This window comes from Streptococcus mitis (assembly GCF_047464035.1).
GTDB lineage: Bacteria > Bacillota > Bacilli > Lactobacillales > Streptococcaceae > Streptococcus > Streptococcus mitis_DX.
This window is the reverse complement of the sequence record NZ_JASHCQ010000021.1, coordinates 1-20032: the sequence shown is the minus strand read 5'-3', so window position 1 is coordinate 20032 and position 20032 is coordinate 1. Positions and strand designations below refer to the sequence as shown.

The 20032-nt window shown below is 40.8% G+C and carries 12 protein-coding genes and 1 pseudogene; 11 read left to right on the top strand and 2 right to left on the bottom strand.

Features of this window, described 5'->3' with window-relative positions:
• Window positions 1–136: 136 nt before the first annotated feature.
• The 10 genes from QM818_RS06965 (at window position 137) to rplA (ending at window position 8710) form a co-directional block, all read left to right on the top strand.
• Window positions 137–742: a nitroreductase family protein gene (locus QM818_RS06965; RefSeq protein ID WP_414300073.1), complete on the top strand. Its 606-nt coding sequence runs from the start codon at window positions 137–139 to the stop codon at window positions 740–742.
• A gap of 13 nt (window positions 743–755) precedes the next feature.
• Window positions 756–2156: a dipeptidase PepV gene (gene pepV, locus QM818_RS06960; RefSeq protein ID WP_414300072.1), complete on the top strand. Its 1401-nt coding sequence runs from the start codon at window positions 756–758 to the stop codon at window positions 2154–2156.
• 53 nt (window positions 2157–2209) lie between these two features.
• Window positions 2210–2788, top strand: a complete 579-nt coding sequence (locus QM818_RS06955) for a uracil-DNA glycosylase family protein (protein ID WP_414300071.1) — start codon at window positions 2210–2212, stop codon at window positions 2786–2788.
• 160 nt (window positions 2789–2948) lie between these two features.
• A complete protein-coding gene (locus QM818_RS06950) occupies window positions 2949–3236 on the top strand; it encodes a rhodanese-like domain-containing protein (protein WP_414300070.1) in 288 nt (95 codons plus the stop codon).
• A 275-nt stretch (window positions 3237–3511) separates the two neighbouring features.
• Complete coding sequence (gene brnQ, locus QM818_RS06945) at window positions 3512–4837, top strand: branched-chain amino acid transport system II carrier protein (RefSeq protein WP_261027908.1); 1326 nt, start codon at window positions 3512–3514, stop codon at window positions 4835–4837.
• 97 nt (window positions 4838–4934) lie between these two features.
• A complete protein-coding gene (locus QM818_RS06940) occupies window positions 4935–5972 on the top strand; it encodes a M42 family metallopeptidase (protein ID WP_261101142.1) in 1038 nt (345 codons plus the stop codon).
• A 1-nt stretch (window position 5973) separates the two neighbouring features.
• Window positions 5974–6444 carry an HIT family protein gene (locus QM818_RS06935; protein WP_049551117.1) on the top strand — a complete coding sequence of 157 codons (471 nt, stop codon included), beginning with the start codon at window positions 5974–5976 and terminating at the stop codon, window positions 6442–6444.
• A 2-nt stretch (window positions 6445–6446) separates the two neighbouring features.
• Window positions 6447–7163, top strand: coding sequence for an LD-carboxypeptidase LdcB/DacB (gene ldcB, locus QM818_RS06930; RefSeq protein WP_049551116.1), 717 nt, complete (start codon window positions 6447–6449; stop codon window positions 7161–7163).
• 224 nt (window positions 7164–7387) lie between these two features.
• Window positions 7388–7813: a 50S ribosomal protein L11 gene (rplK, locus tag QM818_RS06925; RefSeq protein WP_001085806.1), complete on the top strand. Its 426-nt coding sequence runs from the start codon at window positions 7388–7390 to the stop codon at window positions 7811–7813.
• Between the two features lie 207 nt (window positions 7814–8020).
• On the top strand, window positions 8021–8710 hold the full coding sequence (rplA, locus tag QM818_RS06920) for a 50S ribosomal protein L1 (RefSeq protein ID WP_001085675.1): 690 nt from the start codon (window positions 8021–8023) through the stop codon (window positions 8708–8710).
• 127 nt (window positions 8711–8837) lie between these two features.
• Here the strand turns inward: rplA and QM818_RS06915 are convergent.
• Together QM818_RS06915 and QM818_RS06910 are read right to left on the bottom strand one after the other, a co-directional pair.
• Window positions 8838–9062 (bottom strand): annotated as a pseudogene (locus QM818_RS06915) (ISL3 family transposase); the annotation flags it as partial.
• Window positions 9063–9582: 520 nt separating this feature from the next.
• The gene (locus QM818_RS06910) at window positions 9583–10749 is read right to left on the bottom strand and encodes an IS30 family transposase (protein ID WP_079453585.1); all 1167 of its coding nucleotides are present in this window, start codon (window positions 10747–10749) and stop codon (window positions 9583–9585) included.
• Window positions 10750–11029: 280 nt separating this feature from the next.
• Here QM818_RS06910 and QM818_RS06905 point away from each other — a divergent pair, with 280 nt between their 5' ends.
• Entirely contained in the window at window positions 11030–19825 is an 8796-nt protein-coding gene (locus tag QM818_RS06905) for a mucin-binding protein (RefSeq protein WP_414300069.1), read from the top strand.
• Window positions 19826–20032 lie beyond the last annotated feature (207 nt).

Sequence of the window (20032 nt, the reverse complement as noted above, 5' to 3'; positions counted from 1 at the left end):
AGGGGATTCCTGATTTAAATGATTTTCTTCATTCGGTTGCTTATCCTTGTTCCAGTTTGTCTCTACGAAAAATCTCTGCAAGCTCTTTCAAATTATGGTAGAATGGAAGCAGTAGAATTAGAAAAGGAAATCGATTATGAAATTTCTTGAATTAAATAAAAAACGTCATGCGACTAAGCAGTTCACTGATAAGCCGGTTGATCCAAAAGATGTGCGTACGGCTATCGAAATTGCAACCTTGGCACCAAGCGCCCACAACAGCCAGCCTTGGAAATTTGTGGTTGTACGTGAGAAAAATGCCGAACTAGCAAAATTGGCTTACGGTTCAAACTTTGAACAGATATCATCAGCACCTGTAACTATTGCCTTGTTTACAGACACAGATTTGGCTAAACGTGCTCGTAAGATTGCCCGAGTTGGTGGTGCTAATAACTTTTCTGAAGCGCAACTTCAATATTTTATGAAGAATTTGCCTGCTGAATTTGCCCGTTACAATGAACAACAAGTCAGCGACTACCTAGCCCTCAATGCAGGTTTGGTTGCTATGAACTTGGTTCTGGCTCTTACAGACCAAGGAATCGGATCAAATCTTATTCTTGGTTTTGACAAATCAAAAGTCAATGAAGTTTTGGATATCGAAGACCGCTTCCGCCCAGAACTCTTGATTACAGTGGGATACACAGACGAAAAATTGGAACCAAGTTACCGCTTGCCAGTAGATGAAATCATCGAGAAAAGATAGAAAGAAGAAAAAAATGACAACAATTGATTTTACAGCAGAAGTAGAAAAACGCAAAGAAGACCTCTTGGCTGACTTGTTTAGCCTTTTGGAAATCAACTCAGAACGTGACGATAGCAAGGTTGATGCCCAGCATCCATTTGGACCTGGGCCGGTAAAAGCCTTGGAAAAATTCCTTGAAATCGCAGACCGCGATGGCTACCCAACTAAAAATGTTGACAACTATGCAGGACATTTTGAGTTTGGTGAAGGAGAAGAAGTTCTCGGTATCTTTGCCCACATGGACGTGGTTCCAGCTGGTAGCGGTTGGGACACAGACCCTTACACACCAACTATCAAAGACGGTCGCCTTTATGCGCGTGGGGCTTCAGATGACAAGGGACCTACAACAGCTTGTTACTATGGTTTGAAAATCATCAAAGAATTGGGACTTCCAACTTCTAAGAAAGTTCGTTTCATCGTTGGAACAGATGAAGAATCAGGTTGGGCAGACATGGACTACTATTTCGAGCACGTAGGACTTGCAAAACCAGACTTTGGTTTCTCTCCAGACGCTGAATTCCCTATCATCAATGGTGAAAAAGGAAATATCACGGAATACCTCCACTTTGCAGGAGAAAACAATGGTGCCGCTCGTCTTCATAGCTTCACAGGTGGACTGCGTGAAAATATGGTACCAGAATCAGCAACAGCAGTCGTTTCAGGTGATTTGGCTGACTTGCAAGCTAAACTAGATGCCTTTGTTGCAGAACACAAACTTAGAGGAGAACTCCAAGAAGAAGCTGGCCAATACAAGGTGACAATCATTGGTAAATCAGCTCACGGTGCTATGCCTGCTTCAGGTGTCAATGGTGCAACCTACCTAGCTCTCTTCCTCAGCCAGTTTGACTTTGCTGGTCCAGCCAAAGACTACCTTGACATCGCTGGTAAGATTCTCTTGAACGACCATGAGGGTGAAAATCTCAAGATTGCCCATGTGGATGAAAAGATGGGTGCTCTTTCTATGAATGCGGGTGTCTTCCGCTTCGATGAAACAAGTGCTGATAATACCATTGCCCTTAATATCCGCTATCCAAAAGGAACAAGTCCAGAGCAAATCAAGTCAATCCTTGAAAACTTGCCAGTTGCTTCTGTTAGCCTTTCTGAACACGGTCACACGCCTCACTATGTGCCAATGGAAGATCCACTTGTCCAAACCTTGTTGAATGTCTATGAAAAACAAACTGGTCTTAAAGGTCACGAGCAAGTCATCGGTGGTGGAACCTTTGGTCGTTTGCTAGAACGCGGTGTTGCCTACGGTGCTATGTTCCCAGACTCAATTGACACCATGCACCAAGCTAATGAATTTATCGCCTTGGATGATCTCTTCCGAGCAGCAGCAATCTATGCCGAAGCTATTTACGAATTGATCAAATAAAACGATAGAAGTCTGAGATGTTATGCTTGGACTTCTTTTTGGAGGGAGAGTAGATGTCTCAAATTGAAAGAATCAAACAGGCTATTATGGCAGATCCGCAGAATGTCAGCTATACAGAGCGTGGCATTGAGCCTCTCTTTGCAGCGCCAAAGACTGCTCGCATCAATATCATCGGTCAGGCACCTGGACTTAAAACCCAAGAAGCAGGCCTTTACTGGAAAGATAAGAGTGGTGACCGTCTGAGAGACTGGCTAGGTGTGGATGAAGATACTTTTTACAATTCAGGATATTTTGCTGTTTTGCCTATGGATTTCTACTTTCCAGGGCATGGCAATTCAGGTGATTTACCACCTCGAGCAGGATTTGCCGAAAAATGGCATCCACAGCTCTTGCGAGAATTACCAGATATTCAATTGACCCTCTTGATTGGACAATATGCCCAGGCCTATTATTTAAAGGAGAAAATCAGTGGCAAGGTGACAGAACGGGTAAAACATTACCAGAACTACTTGCCAACCTATTTTCCACTAGTTCACCCCTCGCCGCGAAATCAAATCTGGATGGCCAAAAATCCTTGGTTTGAGTCAGAAGTGGTGCCGGATTTGAAAAAAAGAATTAAAACTATTTTATAGTCAATGAAAATCAAAGAGCAAACTAGGAAGCTAGCCGCAGGCTGCTCAAAGTACAGCTTTGAGGTTGTGGATAGAACTGACGAAGTCAGTAACCATACCTACGGTAAGGCGACGCTGACGTGGTTTGAAGAGATTTTCGAAGAGTATTAGGAGAAAAAGAATGAAAGAAATAGCCTTTGACGCATTTTACCAACTTTACCAAAACGACCAACTTTCTCTAGTGGACGTGAGAGAAGTGGAAGAGTTTGACGCTCTTCATTTAGAAGGTGCCCAGAATCTTCCTCTGAGTCAATTAGCTGACACTTATGATCAATTGGACAAGGATCAGTTACATTATGTTATTTGTAAATCTGGAATGAGATCGGCGCGTGCTTGCCAATTCCTATCAGAACAAGGTTATGAAGTTATCAATGTTCAAGGTGGCATGATGGCCTTTGAAGAACTTTAATACTCAATGAAAATCAAAGAGCAAACTAGGAAGCTAGCCGCAGGCTGTACTTGAGTACGGCAAGGTGAAGCTGACGTGGTTTGAAGAGATTTTCGAAGAGTATAAACATTAGAATTTTCTCCTACTTGTCGTGGACTGGGTAGGGGATTTTATTTTTAGACAATTCTCATTTTTAAGAATCTTGAAAACATTCAATATTTACTTCGTGAAGCTTTTTTCATACTCCTATTCATGATATACTAGGTCAGTATTTTATAAATATGAAGGAGATTTTCATGGCTAAAAAAGGTGCCCTAACAGGTTTACTCCTGTTTGGAATATTTTTTGGTGCGGGGAACTTGATTTTTCCGCCTTCTCTAGGTGCTCTATCTGGAGAACATTTTCTTCCTGCCATCGCAGGTTTTGTCTTTTCAGGCGTCGGTATCGCCGTCTTGACTCTTATTATTGGAACGCTAAATCCTAAAGGATATATCTACGAGATTTCAACAAAGATAGCGCCTTGGTTTGCGACTCTTTACCTCTCAGTTCTTTACTTGTCAATCGGTCCATTCTTTGCTATTCCACGTACTGCTACAACAGCTTACGAAGTAGGGATTAGCCCCCTTTTGTCGGATGCAAATAAAGGTCTTGGATTGATTGTCTTTACGGTTCTGTATTTTGCGGCAGCCTATTTGATTTCGCTTAATCCATCAAAAATCTTAGACCGCATTGGACGTATTTTAACGCCTGTCTTTGCGATTTTGATTGTTATCTTGGTTGTTCTAGGAGCTTTCAAATATGGTGGAACAAGTCCTCAAGCTGCTTCAGCTGCTTATCAAGCTTCTGCCTTTGGTACAGGTTTCCTAGAAGGTTACAATACCTTGGATGCTCTTGCCTCAGTTGCCTTCAGTGTAATCGCAGTTCAAACCTTGAAACAACTTGGGTTTTCAAGTAAGAAAGAATACATTTCAACTATTTGGGTGGTTGGTATCGTTGTTGCCCTTGCCTTCAGCGCTCTTTACATCGGTTTAGGTTTCCTTGGAAATCATTTCCCAGTACCAACTGAAGCGATGAAGGGTGGAACACCAGGTGTTTACATCTTGTCACAAGCCACTCAAGAAATCTTTGGCTCAACAGCCCAACTCTTCCTTGCAGCTATGGTTACCGTAACCTGCTTCACAACAACGGTTGGTTTGATTGTGTCAACAGCTGAGTTCTTTAATGAACGTTTCCCACAAATCAGTTATAAGGTTTATGCGACAGCCTTTACCTTGATTGGATTTGCTATTGCCAATTTGGGTCTTGATGCGATTATCAAGTACTCAATCCCTGTACTGGTTATCTTGTACCCAATCACGATTGCCATCGTTATGATTGTCATTGTCAACAAATTTGTTGCCCTTTCAAAACCAGGTATGCAGTTGACAATTGCTGTGGTCACAGCTATTGCCATTGCAAGCGTACTAGGAAGCTCGTTTAAGGTTGAGTTTCTTGCGAATCTTGTCAACGCTCTTCCTTTTGCCAAGGCATCACTCCCATGGTTAGTACCAGCCGTTGTCGGAATCTTGCTCTCATTGGTTCTACCAAACAAGCAAGAAAGCGATGTTTTTGAAATGGAATAATCACTAAAATCACTTTTGTAGTCAAGGCTATAGGAGTGATTTTCTTTTTTTATCCGATGATAAATGTGTTATAATAGGTAGCAAAAGAGGTGAAGAAATGAATCAAACAGTAGAATATATCAAAGAACTGACAGCCATTGCGTCTCCAACGGGCTTCACTCGGGAGATTTCGGACTATTTAGTCAAGACTCTAGAAGATTTTGGTTACCAGCCGGTTCGCACAGCTAAGGGTGGTGTCAATGTGACCATTAAAGGTCAAAATGATGAAGAGCATCGCTATGTGACTGCCCATGTGGATACGCTGGGGGCCATTGTCCGTGCTGTCAAACCAGACGGCCGTCTCAAACTGGATCGTATCGGTGGTTTTCCTTGGAACATGATTGAAGGTGAAAACTGTACAGTGCATGTGGCTAGCACAGGTGAAAAAGTATCAGGAACCATCCTCATCCACCAAACTTCTTGCCATGTCTATAAGGATGCAGGAACTGCAGAACGCACGCAGGACAATATGGAAGTGCGTTTGGATGCAAAAGTAACCAGTGAAAAAGAAACTCGTTCTCTTGGTATTGAGGTCGGCGATTTTATCAGCTTTGACCCACGAACCGTCGTGACAGAGACAGGTTTTATCAAGTCTCGTCATTTGGATGATAAGGTCAGCGCAGCGATTTTGCTTAACCTGCTTCGTATTTATAAGGAAGAGAAGATTGAATTGCCCGTAACAACCCATTTTGCTTTTTCAGTTTTTGAAGAAGTGGGGCATGGAGCTAACTCTAATATCCCTGCTCAGGTAGTAGAATATCTGGCTGTGGATATGGGAGCTATGGGAGATGACCAGCAAACAGATGAGTACACAGTGTCTATCTGTGTCAAGGATGCTTCAGGGCCTTATCACTATGACTTCCGTCAACATTTGGTGGCCTTGGCTAAAGAGCAAGATATTCCATTTAAGCTGGATATCTATCCGTTTTATGGTTCGGATGCTTCGGCAGCTATGTCTGCAGGGGCAGAAGTCAAACACGCCCTTCTCGGTGCTGGTATCGAGTCTAGCCACTCATATGAACGTACTCATATTGATTCAGTGACCGCAACAGAGCGTATGGTTGATGCTTATCTGAAGAGCGAATTGGTAGACTAATATGTGCCTTATATGCCAGAGAATTGAGCTCATCAAGGCTGGGGAAAATCCCTATTTTGTCAAAGAGTTGGAAACAGGCTATCTTGTGATTGGAGATCACCAGTATTTTGCAGGCTATAGTCTCTTTCTAGCCAAGGAACACGTCACCGAATTGCACCATTTGAAAAAGGAGACAAGACTCCGTTTTCTAGAAGAAATGAGTGTGGTTCAAGAGGCGGTTGCTAAGACCTTTGCTGCCGAGAAAATGAATATCGAACTGCTAGGCAATGGTGATGCCCATCTTCATTGGCATCTGTTTCCTAGACGAAGAGGTGATATGAACGGTCACGGTCTCAATGGACGTGGTCCAGTTTGGTGGGTTCCTTTTGAAGAAATGACAGCAGAAACCTGCCAAGCAAAATCGGATGAGATTAAAAAATTAGTCAAACGTTTATCGTCAGAAGTAGATAACCTATTAGAAATAAAGGAGTAGAAATGAAAAAAAGATACCTTGTCTTGACAGCTTTGCTAGCCTTGAGTCTAGCAGCTTGTTCACAAGAAAAAGCAAAAAATGAAGATGGCTCAGTTAAGACAGAGCAAACAGCTAAAGCTGATGGAACAGTAGGAAGTAAGGCTCAAGGAGCTGCCCAGAAAAAAGCAGAAGTGGTTAACAAAGGAGACTACTACAGCATCCAAGGGAAATACGATGAAATCATCGTAGCCAATAAACACTACCCATTGTCAAAAGACTACAATCCAGGGGAAAATCCAACAGCCAAGGCTGAGTTGGTCAAACTCATTAAAGCTATGCAAGAGGCAGGATTCCCGATTAGTGATCATTACAGTGGTTTTAGAAGTTATGAAACTCAGACCAAGCTCTATCAAGATTATGTCAACCAAGATGGGAAGGCAGCAGCTGACCGTTATTCTGCTCGACCTGGCTATAGCGAACACCAGACAGGTTTAGCCTTTGATGTGATTGGGACAAATGGTGATTTGGTAACAGAAGAAAAAGCGGCCCAATGGCTCTTGGACCATGCTGCTGATTATGGCTTTGTTGTCCGTTATCTCAAAGGTAAAGAAAAAGAAACAGGATATATGGCTGAGGAATGGCACCTTCGATATGTCGGAAAAGAAGCTAAAGAAATAGCTGCCAGTGGTCTCAGTTTGGAAGAATACTATGGATTTGAAGGCGGAGATTACGTCGATTAATACTCTTCGAAAATCAAATTCAAACCACGTCAGCGTCGCCTTACCGTACTCAAGTACAGACTGCGGCTAGCTTCCTAGTTTGCTCTTTGATTTTCATTGAGTATAATAAACTTTTCTCTTGCAATTTCAGATAAATAGTGTATAATAGATGAGTATGTGTAAAGCATACTTGTGGGAGGTAAAAATCTTTAATTACCGCCAAAACCACAAAGGAGGATTTAAAAATGGCTAAAAAAGTCGAAAAACTTGTAAAATTGCAAATCCCTGCTGGTAAAGCTACACCAGCTCCACCGGTTGGACCTGCTCTTGGTCAAGCTGGTATCAACATCATGGGATTCACAAAAGAGTTCAACGCTCGTACAGCTGACCAAGCTGGTATGATCATTCCAGTTGTTATCTCAGTTTACGAAGATAAATCATTTACTTTCATCACTAAAACACCACCAGCTGCTGTTCTTTTGAAAAAAGCTGCAGGTGTTGAAAAAGGCTCAGGTACACCTAACAAAACTAAAGTTGCTACAGTTACTCGTGCACAAGTACAAGAAATTGCAGAAACTAAGATGCCAGATTTGAACGCAGCAAACATTGAGTCTGCAATGCGTATGATCGAAGGTACTGCTCGTTCTATGGGATTCACTGTTGTTGACTAATCAATAACACAGTAGAAAATCTCACAGCAGTCTATTAGTTACTTTTCATACTAGGCAAGTGACTGATGCTTGTACTTGGGTACAGCAAGGGAACTTAACGACGTAGGAAAAGAAGAATAATAGACTGAAAACCCGCAAGACTTCATCATTTCGAGGAGTGACGTGGGAGATGAAAATCGATTGAACCACTTACAAGGAGAATAGAAAATGGCTAAAAAAAGCAAACAACTTCGTGCTGCTCTTGAGAAAATCGACAGCACAAAAGCATACAGCGTAGAAGAAGCTGTAGCACTTGCAAAAGAAACTAACTTTGCAAAATTTGACGCAACTGTAGAAGTTGCTTACAACTTGAACATCGACGTTAAAAAAGCTGACCAACAAATCCGTGGAGCAATGGTATTGCCAAACGGTACTGGTAAAACTTCACGCGTTCTTGTTTTCGCACGTGGTGCAAAAGCTGAAGAAGCAAAAGCTGCTGGTGCAGACTTTGTTGGTGAAGATGACCTTGTTGCTAAAATCAACGACGGTTGGTTGGACTTCGACGTAGTTATCGCTACACCTGACATGATGGCTCTTGTTGGACGTCTTGGACGTGTCCTTGGACCACGTAACTTGATGCCAAACCCTAAAACTGGTACTGTAACAATGGATGTTGCTAAAGCAGTTGAAGAGTCTAAAGGTGGTAAAATCACTTACCGTGCTGACCGTGCAGGTAACGTTCAAGCAATCATCGGTAAAGTATCATTTGAAGCTGAAAAATTGGTTGAAAACTTCAAAGCTTTCAACGAAACAATCCAAAAAGCAAAACCAGCTACAGCTAAAGGAACTTACGTAACAAACTTGACTATCACAACTACTCAAGGTGTTGGTATCAAAGTTGACGTAAACTCACTTTAATCAGTAGTTTATATCAGAGAGAACGAGTACGAAAGTGCTCGTTTTTTTGATTATGTGACTTTCATTCTAGGAGACTATTCCAGCCTAAGACAAGAAATCTGAAAGCGAAGGTGTTTATTCAAATAATAATAAGGATTTTGGTAGGCATACCAGTCGTTTCAAGGCAAGGGATTTTAGATGATTTTTGAAAGTCATATTTCTTCATTAGACTTCCACAATCAGGGCAAGATGGGGCATCGTAGTCCAGTTTAGAGATCATTTCCTTATGTGTATCCATATTGATGATATCTACAATCTTGATGTGAGAGTCTTTAATGTCTAGTAATGTTGTGATAAAATGTAATTGTTCCATATGAATCTTTCTAATGAGTTGTTTAGTTGCTTTTCATGATAGATCCTATGAGGCTTTTTTCTACAACAAAATAGGCTCCATAATCTCTATAGGGGATTTACCTGCTACAAATAGTATAGAGCCTTTTAAAGACGGAGAGAAGTAATAGTGCTTCTCTTCATTTTTGTTGACAGTTTATTTCTGAAAAATTTTGAGAAAAGTGTGGTGGGAACTTTGGCTCAGCTTCTTTCAAATCAGTTAATTACTTAGTTACTTGATTTTCCATATCGGTAAATTCCCAAACTAAGTTCCACTGCTAATCCAAGTGGAAGTTAGTCTGATAAAAATCGTAAAAACCAGTGGAAATACGTGTCAGGGTAAGTTCCACTGGTTTTAATCATGCTTGATTTCATAGCTTTTGTAGGCAAAAAGAATCGAAAAAAAGAGCGCACAAAATCCTCTCATCTGAAAGCGTTTCAGATTAAGTTCCGCTATGGTGGAAGTTAGTGTGAGACGTTTGAATGCGGTTAAAGGTTAGTTTTTAGAATTTATGTTGGAGTAATTTAGACGACTGGCAGACGTCTTCTGCAGGTATTTTAGAAATACCTAGAAGCTTAGGAATCTCTTCTCCATAGGTAAAGGCAAAGAGCTCATAGGCTGACTTTCCATTCAAAGCAGCACGTTTGACACTGTTGACATGAGAGCAGACGAGATTGATGTCCTCTTGAGTTAAGTTGTCAAAAGAAGTTCCCTTAGGTAGAATGTCACGAATCAGCGTGTGATTTTTCTCAATTCTCCCTTTCTGGTCAGAGCGATTAGGGTCACAAAAGAAGAGTTTACTCTCTCCTCGCACATCCATTTCAATATCATCAACCCTGGCAAACTCTCCACCATTATCGGTAAGAATGACAGGGAAGAGTTGGAAGAAATCTTTGTCAGCTTGGTGAAGAGTGTTTTTGATGTCATAGAGGTGTTTGGTAACCTCAAGGGCAGTTTTATTATCCAGAAGTCTAGCGAAGATAAAGTTACAGAAAGATAGATTGAAGGTGAGTAGGACTTTACCTCCCATCCTCCCCAGAACTGTATCCATTTCTAGCCAAGAGTCTAGTTGCTTAAGGGCTAAATAGTTTTGGAAATCCTCATAGGAACGTCCTTTTTTAGCTTCTTTAGGGATGGAAGGTAGCTTACTTTTCCGTCTTTCTTTGAATTTAACGGCTCTGGCTAGGTCAATAGGAGCGATAGACAGGTAACCTTTTCGGATGTGTCGATAGACAGTTGAGGAGCTGACATCAAGGTTATGAGTTTTGAGGATATGATAGATGTGTTGTCCTTTTTTAACCCCATCAGAAATGACTTTGTCCATGTCCCAGAAGGTCTTGGAATTGAGGGGAGTTCCTTCACGAGACTCGACAAGAGTTTGTTCGTACTGTTTTTGAGCTTGTTTAGCAAGGTAGAAGATCTTCTTATAGCCACAATTTTGTCTTCTTTTAGGGCATCCATTACAGACAAAGGGAGCCTTATCGAGTAGAGGGCAGGGAAGGTTGTTAGAGGTCGAGTCTCTAATTTGTCTGTTTCGTTTGACTTCTTTGGAGACAGTGGTCGGGTCTTTTAGAATGGACTGTCCAATAGCTTTGAAGGTTTCACCGCGCTCTAAGCCTAATTGGATATCATTACGGTCTGAAAGGGTAAGGTGTTTATGTTTTGTCATAGTGAGCCTCATTTCTAACTCAAACGTCTCACACTTAATTCCACCATAAAAATCCGTTTTAGACTAATTTCCACTTTGGTTGGGCAAGTGGAAGTTACTTTGAGAAATTAGCTTTTTTTTTCAGGGTGGTTTGATGGCACATTTTGCTATACATTTCGGTGTTTTTCTGATATAATAGGGATGTCTATAATCTGGATAAAGTGTGTTTTCTAGACCGTAGAGGCGAAGATTGTCACTTTACTGTATTACAACCATAATTTACTTAAAGGAGACATATCTCATGAAGGATATCTTCAATGCGCATCAGCGTTTTTCGATCAGAAAGTACTCGTTTGGTGTTGCATCTGTTCTTTTGGGGACGGTGTTCTTGGCGGCTGCTCCTGTAGCGCACGCTGCTGATGATGTACAAGAGTCATCAGATACATCTGCATCGACAGATCCAAGCACCCCTGAGTCCTCGTCGACATCAGATGAAACTACAGCAAACTCATCTGAAAACACTTATGGCGCACCAGCATCTACTGGTGTTTCATCTACAAACTCAAGTGAAGCAGACCCTAGCACTTCATCTGCATCATCAGCTAATGCAAGTGCTGTTGAGGTAAAAGCAACTGTCAACAAAGACACGCTTAAAGCGAAAATCGCTGCGCTTCAGGCGGCTATCAAAGCAGCAGACAAGGAAACTGCTAGCTCTGTTGTTGACTTTGCGAATGAAGTGGTAACAGATGCAACCGCTGTCTTGGACAATGCAGATGCAACCCAACCAGAAGTGGATGCACAAGTCAAAGTCTTGACAGATGCGGTTACAACTGTCAACGAAGCTTCTAAACAAGCAAAAGAGGCAGCAGCTGACGAAAAAGCAGCGGTAGCAGCAGCAACTCAACCAGCTGAAAAGACTGAACTAGAAAAAACAGTCTCAGAAGCTGTCGTGACCAACCGCCTAGCAAACAACTTTGTCGAAAAAGAAGCTAAAGAAAAAGACGTTGCCGTTGACCTCACAGACGCTGTCAAAGCAGCTGTAGCCAACAACGAAGCTACCATCACTGCATCCAACCAAGTCCTCGCAGACAAGGAAGCAACAACTGATGCACTGAAAACTGCAACTGCACAACTCCAATCCTCTATCGAAGCCGTTTACGTATCTTTACGTAAAGCAGGTAAGGAAGAGTTTAGTGTGGCGTTGGATGAGATAGTAGGATCAACTGACACTGATGCTACAGTTCGTAATCATGGAAGTTACTACGCAGACCAAGAACCAAATGCAGACGGAACGCGTATAACTCACTCTGAGGTTTTGGATGCAGAACATCATACTGGAACAGATACTTATATATTCAACAAAGCAGGTAAGGCTACTTCTGATGGAAAAGCTCAAGCCGGGGAATTAAACGCTTATACAACGGTAACAAATCCAACAGGTGGAGAAGCAAGTGCTGAAGGTCTTGAAATTGAGATTTATTCAAATCAAAGAACAGGTGCTGAAACAAACCCAGCTAATGGTTTAAGCACCCAAAATGGTGGAGGACACAATAACATGGGACGTGTCGACTACCCTCTAACAGCAGAAATGGCTAAGAAATTAGCACAAGAAGCACCATTCTGGAAGGGGAAATTGAGACCAAATGGATCCATAGTTTCTTCTAATAATGCCAGTATTTACTCTAATGCTGGTGGATATGAGTTTATCGCAACAGAAATCTACAAACTATCCTATGAGCAAGGGATTGACCGCGTTTATATTCCAGATGTTTCTAAACATTTTGGTGTAACTGCCGCATCTGCAGTTAAAGGTTGGGAATTTACAGGAATAAATGGTAAGGTAGGTAGAGCTACAGATTTTAACCTTCCAACAGGTCTTACTTATGACGCTACTAACGATACTATCCAAGGTGTTATTACAAATGGTAACGAGAACGGGGTTCAAGACTTCCAAGTCAACGTAACTTATACTAATAAATTAACAGGTGCCGTTGTAACAACTCGTTTTGTAAACATGCGTATGGGTTGGATTGGTTGGATGGATACGACTCCTCCGAAGTTCACTGTAGACGGAAATAAATATATTTACACAGTAGGGGATACTCCGAAAACAACTTCTACTACAATTAACTCTGCAACTGGTATTTCTAAAGATGGAGTAACATCAGCTACTTCAACAAATACAGTTGATGGAATTGATATTGGATACATGGATGCCTCAGCTTCAAGAACAATTACACCTAGTGGAGCAAATGTAGGGTTTGTAAATGCTGAAGGTAAGATAATCACAATTCGTCAAAGTTATGTAGGTGCAACAACAGGAGTAGCAGGGAAAAACCTATTATCAACTAATAGAGCTGGAACAGTTGCTGACACTACTGTACCTGGATTAACTTACTCAAACTCAGCTACTACTAAATATGAAGAAGCGAATGACTATATCACTACAAATGGGACATCAAACCTAAAAGGAACATTAACAGAAGCAGGGATTTACACAGTTTCTCTATATGGTAAAGACTATAATAATACAACTTCTCCTTCATCAAATTCTAGCTGGGGTGTACACTCTGGGCAAGAAACTCATGCATCCATTACCATCGTAGTTGCTCCAAAAGTTGTTGTTAAAAATATTGAAACTTACGCAACCGAAATTCCAGTAAACATTACTAAAGGTGCTACTAGTGCGACTGTAACACTTCCAGATAATGAGACAGTTATCGGATTAGTATCTAAAGACGTTAACGGAACTCGTCAATGGGTAGTTGACAGTGTAACTGGAAACACAACGATGAAAGTCGGAGATAATCTAGGGGACGTAACTTCTGACAAAGATATCACTATTACAGTAACACCAGCAGCTACTGCCAAAGCAGGTGTTGACAATATTAAAGTAACTGCTGTAACAGAGAACGTAGTAGGAACATTCTTACGTCAAAAAGTTGAGTTAAATAAATCAACTACCTCAACTACTGATAAAGTTACGGCGACTTTAAATTCTGAAACAGGTCAATGGGAACTTCCATCTGACTATGCTGAGGTTACGGTTATACAATCTGACGGAAGTACAAAATATACTCACCGTCAAGTTTATACAGAAGCACACGCAGATGGTTCTCAAGATTTCTTCATCTATGAATATACTCGTACTACAGATGCTAATGGGGATGTAACGGCTATTGATACTCCAGAACGTCCAAAAACTTCTGTTGCGTCAACTAACTCAACATCAGCAGATGGTATGTCTGTGACGATTACATTTGATAAAAATGCAGATGGAACCTTCACAACCACAACTGGACAAACCTTGAAAGGTAAATGGACATCTTCAGATGGTACAGCAGTAACTGTAACTGAAATCAAAGATAAAGATGGTCAAGATGCATGGCAAGTTGAAACAGCTTCTGGTTTCGGCGGTTTGATCCGTGGTGTATCGGCATCTAACACAGATGTAGCGACTATCATTAATTCTAAACCAACAGCTATCTCTACTTCATACGAAAGCACTCTTAATACAGAAGTTAACTTAATCGATCGTCCTGCAGCTGGTACTGCTGTTGTAACTGATGCTAAAGTAAGCATTCACGATACAGAAGATGATGCGCTAGCAGCAAGCACTGCTGACGATGCATTCAAAGCTTCACATAAGACAAAAGTAACGAGCATTACAGTTAAAGATCCTGATGGAAATACTGTCTTTACAGATACCACAACTGGAGATGCGGATAACTATCCAGATGCAACTTCATTGAAACTTACTAAAGTTGGTAAGTATACTGTTACTATTGATGTTGTAGATAGTAATACAAACTTAGTAGATGATACTACTGTAGGAGCGACAACTTCGGGAACAGACCACGGAGTGAACACTTCTACAGCGACTACAACTTACACTATTACTGTTAAAGCTGGTATTGAAGGAACGCCTGCAACTACTAGCGATATTCAAGGAGCGGTTCAGAAAGGCACTCCAAGCTTCAATTTTGATGACGAAGAGAAAACTAAGATTTCTGCTACCACAAATGGTACAAAAGTTTATAGCTTAGAGTCAACAAATGCTACCGATAATACAGGAGCTACTGTAGGTACTTATGCAATCAATGAGAATACGGGTGAAGTAACCTTTACTCCTAATCCAACATTTGTTGGAACACCAAATCCAGCCAAGGTGACTTTGACCTTGACAGTAGACGGAGTTGACCCATTAACATCTACGGCGGCTTACACACCAACAGTTATCGGAGTGAAACCAGAAGGAACTAAGGTATCTTCAACAGATATTCAAGGTCAAGTTCAAACAGGTAAACCAACATTTACCCCAGGTTCTGCAGAAGTAAACGGAGCTAGAAAAACAGTCCCATTGAAGGCTGATAGCTATAAACTTCTTGATAATACAGGTACAGAAGTAGCGGATGGCGCAACAACTCCAGCTTACGCTGCGGCAGATAATGGTACTGTGAAAGCTGGTGATGTGATTGGAACCTTCGGTATTGACAAGTCAACAGGTCTTGTGACATTCACACCAACCAATAAAGCTTATGTTGGATCGGTAAAAGCTGTCCAAGTAGTTGTTTCAGATAACAATGGTACGCAACCAGAAAATGATAAACGTGGTGAATACACACCAAACATTCTAGGTGTTACCCCAACTGCTAGCGAAGCTTCAACTACAGGTATTCAGGGAGCTGTTCAAAAATCTGAAGTTGTTCTTAATGCCAAAGATGAAAATGTAAACACCTTGAACTTTAGCAAAGGTAGTGAGATTGTAAATGGAACTGAAAAATCTGTTGATTTAAATGAAGCTACTTTGACTCTAGTAGGAGCTGATGGTGAAGGTAAAGTATCGGTAGCTGGTCAAGGAACATACTCTATCGTAAAAGAAGACGGTAAGTCTTATGTTCAATTCACCCCGGTAGCCACTTATACAGGAAATGTAACTCCAGTAACCGTGAAAATTGCTGATGCTAATGGAACTGAAGTAACAACAATCTATACTCCTAAGATTGTTGGAGTGAAACCAAGTGCAGAACCTTCTAAGACAACTGGAATTCAAGGCGAAACTCAAACTTCTGCTATTAAATTTGACGCAGCAGACACAGATGATACAACTGTAAACTTTGCAAAAGGAACTGCGATTATAAATAGTGAGTCTAAATCAGTCGAACTAGATAAAACATCTGTGAAGCTAGTAGGTGCAGAAAACGGAACTGTTAATGATGACGGTAGTGTTACTGTAGCGAATCAGGGTACTTATAAGCTTGTTAAAGATGAAACTGGAGCCATTGCTGTTACCTTTACTCCGCTTGCTACATTTACTGGAGAAGCCCATGCTGTAACAGTAAGTATTACTGATGCTAATGGAACTGAAGCAACAACTACTTACACACCAACTGTTGTTGCTGAAGATGGAACTGTTATTGTTGAGTATAAGGATGAAGAAGGTAACGTTATCTCTCCTTCAACAACTCCAGTAAACAACGAAAAAGTAACAACTCCATTTACAACTGAGCCAAAAGAAATTCCTGGTTACACTCTTGTTAAAGTGGTAACAACAAATGGTACGGTTGATGAAGCTACTAAGAAGGTTTCAGGTAAGGTTACAAATGATACAACTACTGTAACATATACTTATAGAAAGAACGTTCAAACAGCAACTATTTCTTACTATGATGTAACAACTGGTGCAGAAGTTGCTATTGATTCAGCTAAAGTACCAGCAGCATCTGTTGAGACAGTAGAAGGTGTTCATAACGGTGCTATCGACTTTACTAATCGTGAAAAAGCAATTGCAGCTCTTGAGAAAGCTGGCTATACGTTAGTAGAAGACAGTTTCGCTGCAGCAAGGACAGCTGATAAACTGTTTGATAACGACACAGCTGTAACTCAAAACTTCAAGGTAACAGTTGAACAACGTGTGGAACCAGTGACTCCAAATGATGAGAAACCTGTTCCAGGTCAACCAGTTGATCCAGAAGATCCAAACTCACCTGTATGGCCAAGTACTGCAGAAAATCTTGAGTTAACTAAGACAGTTACTCGTACAATCAAGTACCGCTACAACGATGAGAATGGTGAAGAAGTAACAGCTGATGAAGTTCAAACAGTAACCTTCACACGTAGCGCAAGCATCAACTTGGTAACAGGAAATGTGGAATACACTGACTGGTCAGCAGCACAAACGCTTGAGGAAGTAGTTTCTCCAGAAGTAGCTAATTATACTTACGATAAGGAAACTGTTGCAAGCCTTGAGGTAACAAACGAGTCAACTGATAGTACAGTATACGTTATCTATAAACCAGTAGTGCCAACTTCAACACCTGCTACATCAACTGATATCCAAGGTAAGGTACAGACAGGTACTCCAACATATAAACATGCTGATGGAACTGAGTTGAAACCAACAACAGATAATCCAGCTAAGTTCGTTGGAACTGAGGAAACAACTATCCCAGCTACTAAGGATGGTAAGACAGTTGGTACATATACAATCGCTCCAACTGGTACAGTAACCTTCACACCAAATAAAGATTTCGTTGGAACACCAGACCCAGCTAAAGTAGTTGTAACAGATCCTACAAATGGTACAACTGTTGAGTCAAGTTACACTCCAACTGTAACCCCAGTTACACCAACAGGTGTGGATACAGGTTCTGCAGGTCCTAAGAACACTCCTCAATCTGGTACACCAACATTTGTACCTGGTCATAAAGATGTACCAATGGACAATACTGTTCCTGCTACATTTGAAGGTGGTACAACAAGTAAAACAGTTCCAAACGAAGGAACATATACTGTTGATGCAACAGGTAAGGTAACCTTCACACCAAATAAAGATTTCGTTGGAACTGCAACAGGTGTCGTAGTGGTTCGTAAGGATACAAATGGAACTGTAGCGAAAGCTAAGTATACACCAACTGTTTATGAAGTGAAGTCTGATACACAAGTTGCAACTGTAACTTACAAAGATACTAACGGAACAATTCTTGGTGAAGTGGATATTCTTCAAGGTGATTCTGGTTCTGAAATGAACTACTCTACTGCAGAACGTATCAACGCACTGAAAAAACTTGGCTACGAACTTGTGTCTGATGAGTTTACAAAAGCTGATGGCAGCAAGCAATCATTTGATAATGATACAAATGTTATTCAAAAATTTGTTGTCACTGTTCAACCACGCCTTGTTCCAGTTATTCCAAGTGATGTGACACCAGTTCCAGGTCAACCAATTAATCCAGAGGATCCAAACTCACCAGTATGGCCTGAAAGCGTTAAGGAATTGACAACTTCAGAAGAAGTAACTCGTACAATTACTTATGTTGATGGAGATGGTAAAGAAGTTACTACTTCTGTAACTTCATCAGTTAAATTCACTCGCGATGCTAAGGTGAACTTAGTGACAGGTGAAGTTACTTACGGCGAATGGAAAGCAGCTACAACTGATGTTCTTTCTGGTAACAAACTTCCACTTGTTAAAGGTTATATTGCAGTAAGTGGAGATATTGAAGCATCTACTGAGGATCAAACTGTTAAGGCTGAAGACAAAGATATCATTCAAAAAGTTGTCTATAAGAAACTTGGAGCCTTGATTCCAAACGTGCCAGGACAAACAAATCCTCCACGTATTGATTATCCAAACGATCCAAATGGTGATCCAACTAAACCGGGTGTACCAACAGAAGATATTGTAATTCCTTATGTTCCAGGTTACATTCCAAGAGATAAAGATGGAAATCCGTTGAAACCAGTTGATCCAGAAGATCCAACTAAAGGTTATGTGCCACCAACATTACCAACTGATCCGAGTCAAGATACACCAATCAACTATACTAAGATTACAACGTCTTATGTGACAGTTGATCCAAATGGTAAAGAAGTACCTATTCCAGAATATCCAACAGTTGAAGGTAACCAACCTAAGAAAGCTATCCCAGGATACGACTTTGTTAAGACTACAACTGATAAGGATGGTAATGTAACTCACGTTTACCGTAAAGTAGTTAAAACAACTACATCATTTGTAGATGAAAGTGGTAAACCAGTTTCACCAAATGAAGAAGGTAGCCAACCTAAGAAAGCTATCCCAGGATACGAGTTTGTTAAGACTACAACTGATAAAGATGGTAATGTAACTCACGTTTACCGTAAAGTAGTTAAAACAACTACATCATTTGTAGATGAAAGTGGTAAGCCAGTTTCACCAAATGAAGAAGGTAGCCAACCTAAGAAAGATATCCCAGGATACGAGTTTGTTAAGACTACAACTGATAAAGATGGTAATGTAACTCACGTTTACCGTAAAGTAGTTAAGACAACTACATCATTCGTAGACGGAAATGGTAACCCAGTTTCACCAAATGAAGAAGGTAACCAACCTAAGAAAGCTATCCCAGGATACGAGTTTGTTAAGACTACAACTGATAAGGATGGTAATGTAACTCACGTTTACCGTAAAGTAGTTAAAACAACTACATCATTTGTAGATGAAAGTGGTAAACCAGTTTCACCAAATGAAGAAGGTAGCCAACCTAAGAAAGCTATCCCAGGATACGAGTTTGTTAAGACTACAACTGATAAAGATGGTAATGTAACTCACGTTTACCGTAAAGTAGTTAAAACAACTACATCATTTGTAGATGAAAGTGGTAAGCCAGTTTCACCAAATGAAGAAGGTAGCCAACCTAAGAAAGATATCCCAGGATACGAGTTTGTTAAGACTACAACTGATAAAGATGGTAATGTAACTCACGTTTACCGTAAAGTAGTTAAGACAACTACATCATTCGTAGACGGAAATGGTAACCCAGTTTCACCAAATGAAGAAGGTAACCAACCTAAGAAAGCTATCCCAGGATACGAGTTTGTTAAGACTACAACTGATAAAGATGGTAATGTAACTCACGTTTACCGTAAAGTAACGCCACCAACTCCTCAACCGACTCCAGCGCAACCAGTACCACCAACAGCAGTTAAAGAAGCTGAAGCTAAGCGCGAATTGCCAAATACTGGTACAGAAGACAATGCTAGCCTAGCAACACTTGGACTTCTTGGAGTATTGAGTGGATTTGGTCTTGTAGCACGTAAGAAGAAAGAAGATTAAGCTTTCTAATTGATATGATTTGTTTGCAATGACATATCTGCTTAAAACTGATGAATCGAAATGATTCATCAGTTTTTTTCTGGCTCTTTGTCAACTGTAGTGGGTTGAAGAAAAGCTAAGATCGAGAAAGGACGAAATTCGTCCTTTCTTTTTTGATATTCAGAGCGATAAAAATCCGTTTTTTGAAGTTTTCAAAGTTCCGAAAAC

Bases quoted from the DNA above. Each gene is read 5' to 3' on its own strand.
- QM818_RS06965 (WP_414300073.1), top strand. From the start codon at position 137: ATGAAATTTCTTGAATTAAATAAAAAACGTCATGCGACTAAGCAGTTC.
- QM818_RS06905 (WP_414300069.1), top strand. From the start codon at position 11,030: ATGAAGGATATCTTCAATGCGCATCAGCGTTTTTCGATCAGAAAGTAC.
- ldcB (WP_049551116.1), top strand. From the start codon at position 6,447: ATGAAAAAAAGATACCTTGTCTTGACAGCTTTGCTAGCCTTGAGTCTA.
- QM818_RS06940 (WP_261101142.1), top strand. From the start codon at position 4,935: ATGAATCAAACAGTAGAATATATCAAAGAACTGACAGCCATTGCGTCT.
- QM818_RS06935 (WP_049551117.1), top strand. From the start codon at position 5,974: ATGTGCCTTATATGCCAGAGAATTGAGCTCATCAAGGCTGGGGAAAAT.
- rplA (WP_001085675.1), top strand. From the start codon at position 8,021: ATGGCTAAAAAAAGCAAACAACTTCGTGCTGCTCTTGAGAAAATCGAC.
- QM818_RS06955 (WP_414300071.1), top strand. From the start codon at position 2,210: ATGTCTCAAATTGAAAGAATCAAACAGGCTATTATGGCAGATCCGCAG.
- QM818_RS06910 (WP_079453585.1), bottom strand. From the start codon at position 10,749: ATGACAAAACATAAACACCTTACCCTTTCAGACCGTAATGATATCCAA.
- rplK (WP_001085806.1), top strand. From the start codon at position 7,388: ATGGCTAAAAAAGTCGAAAAACTTGTAAAATTGCAAATCCCTGCTGGT.
- brnQ (WP_261027908.1), top strand. From the start codon at position 3,512: ATGGCTAAAAAAGGTGCCCTAACAGGTTTACTCCTGTTTGGAATATTT.
- pepV (WP_414300072.1), top strand. From the start codon at position 756: ATGACAACAATTGATTTTACAGCAGAAGTAGAAAAACGCAAAGAAGAC.
- QM818_RS06950 (WP_414300070.1), top strand. From the start codon at position 2,949: ATGAAAGAAATAGCCTTTGACGCATTTTACCAACTTTACCAAAACGAC.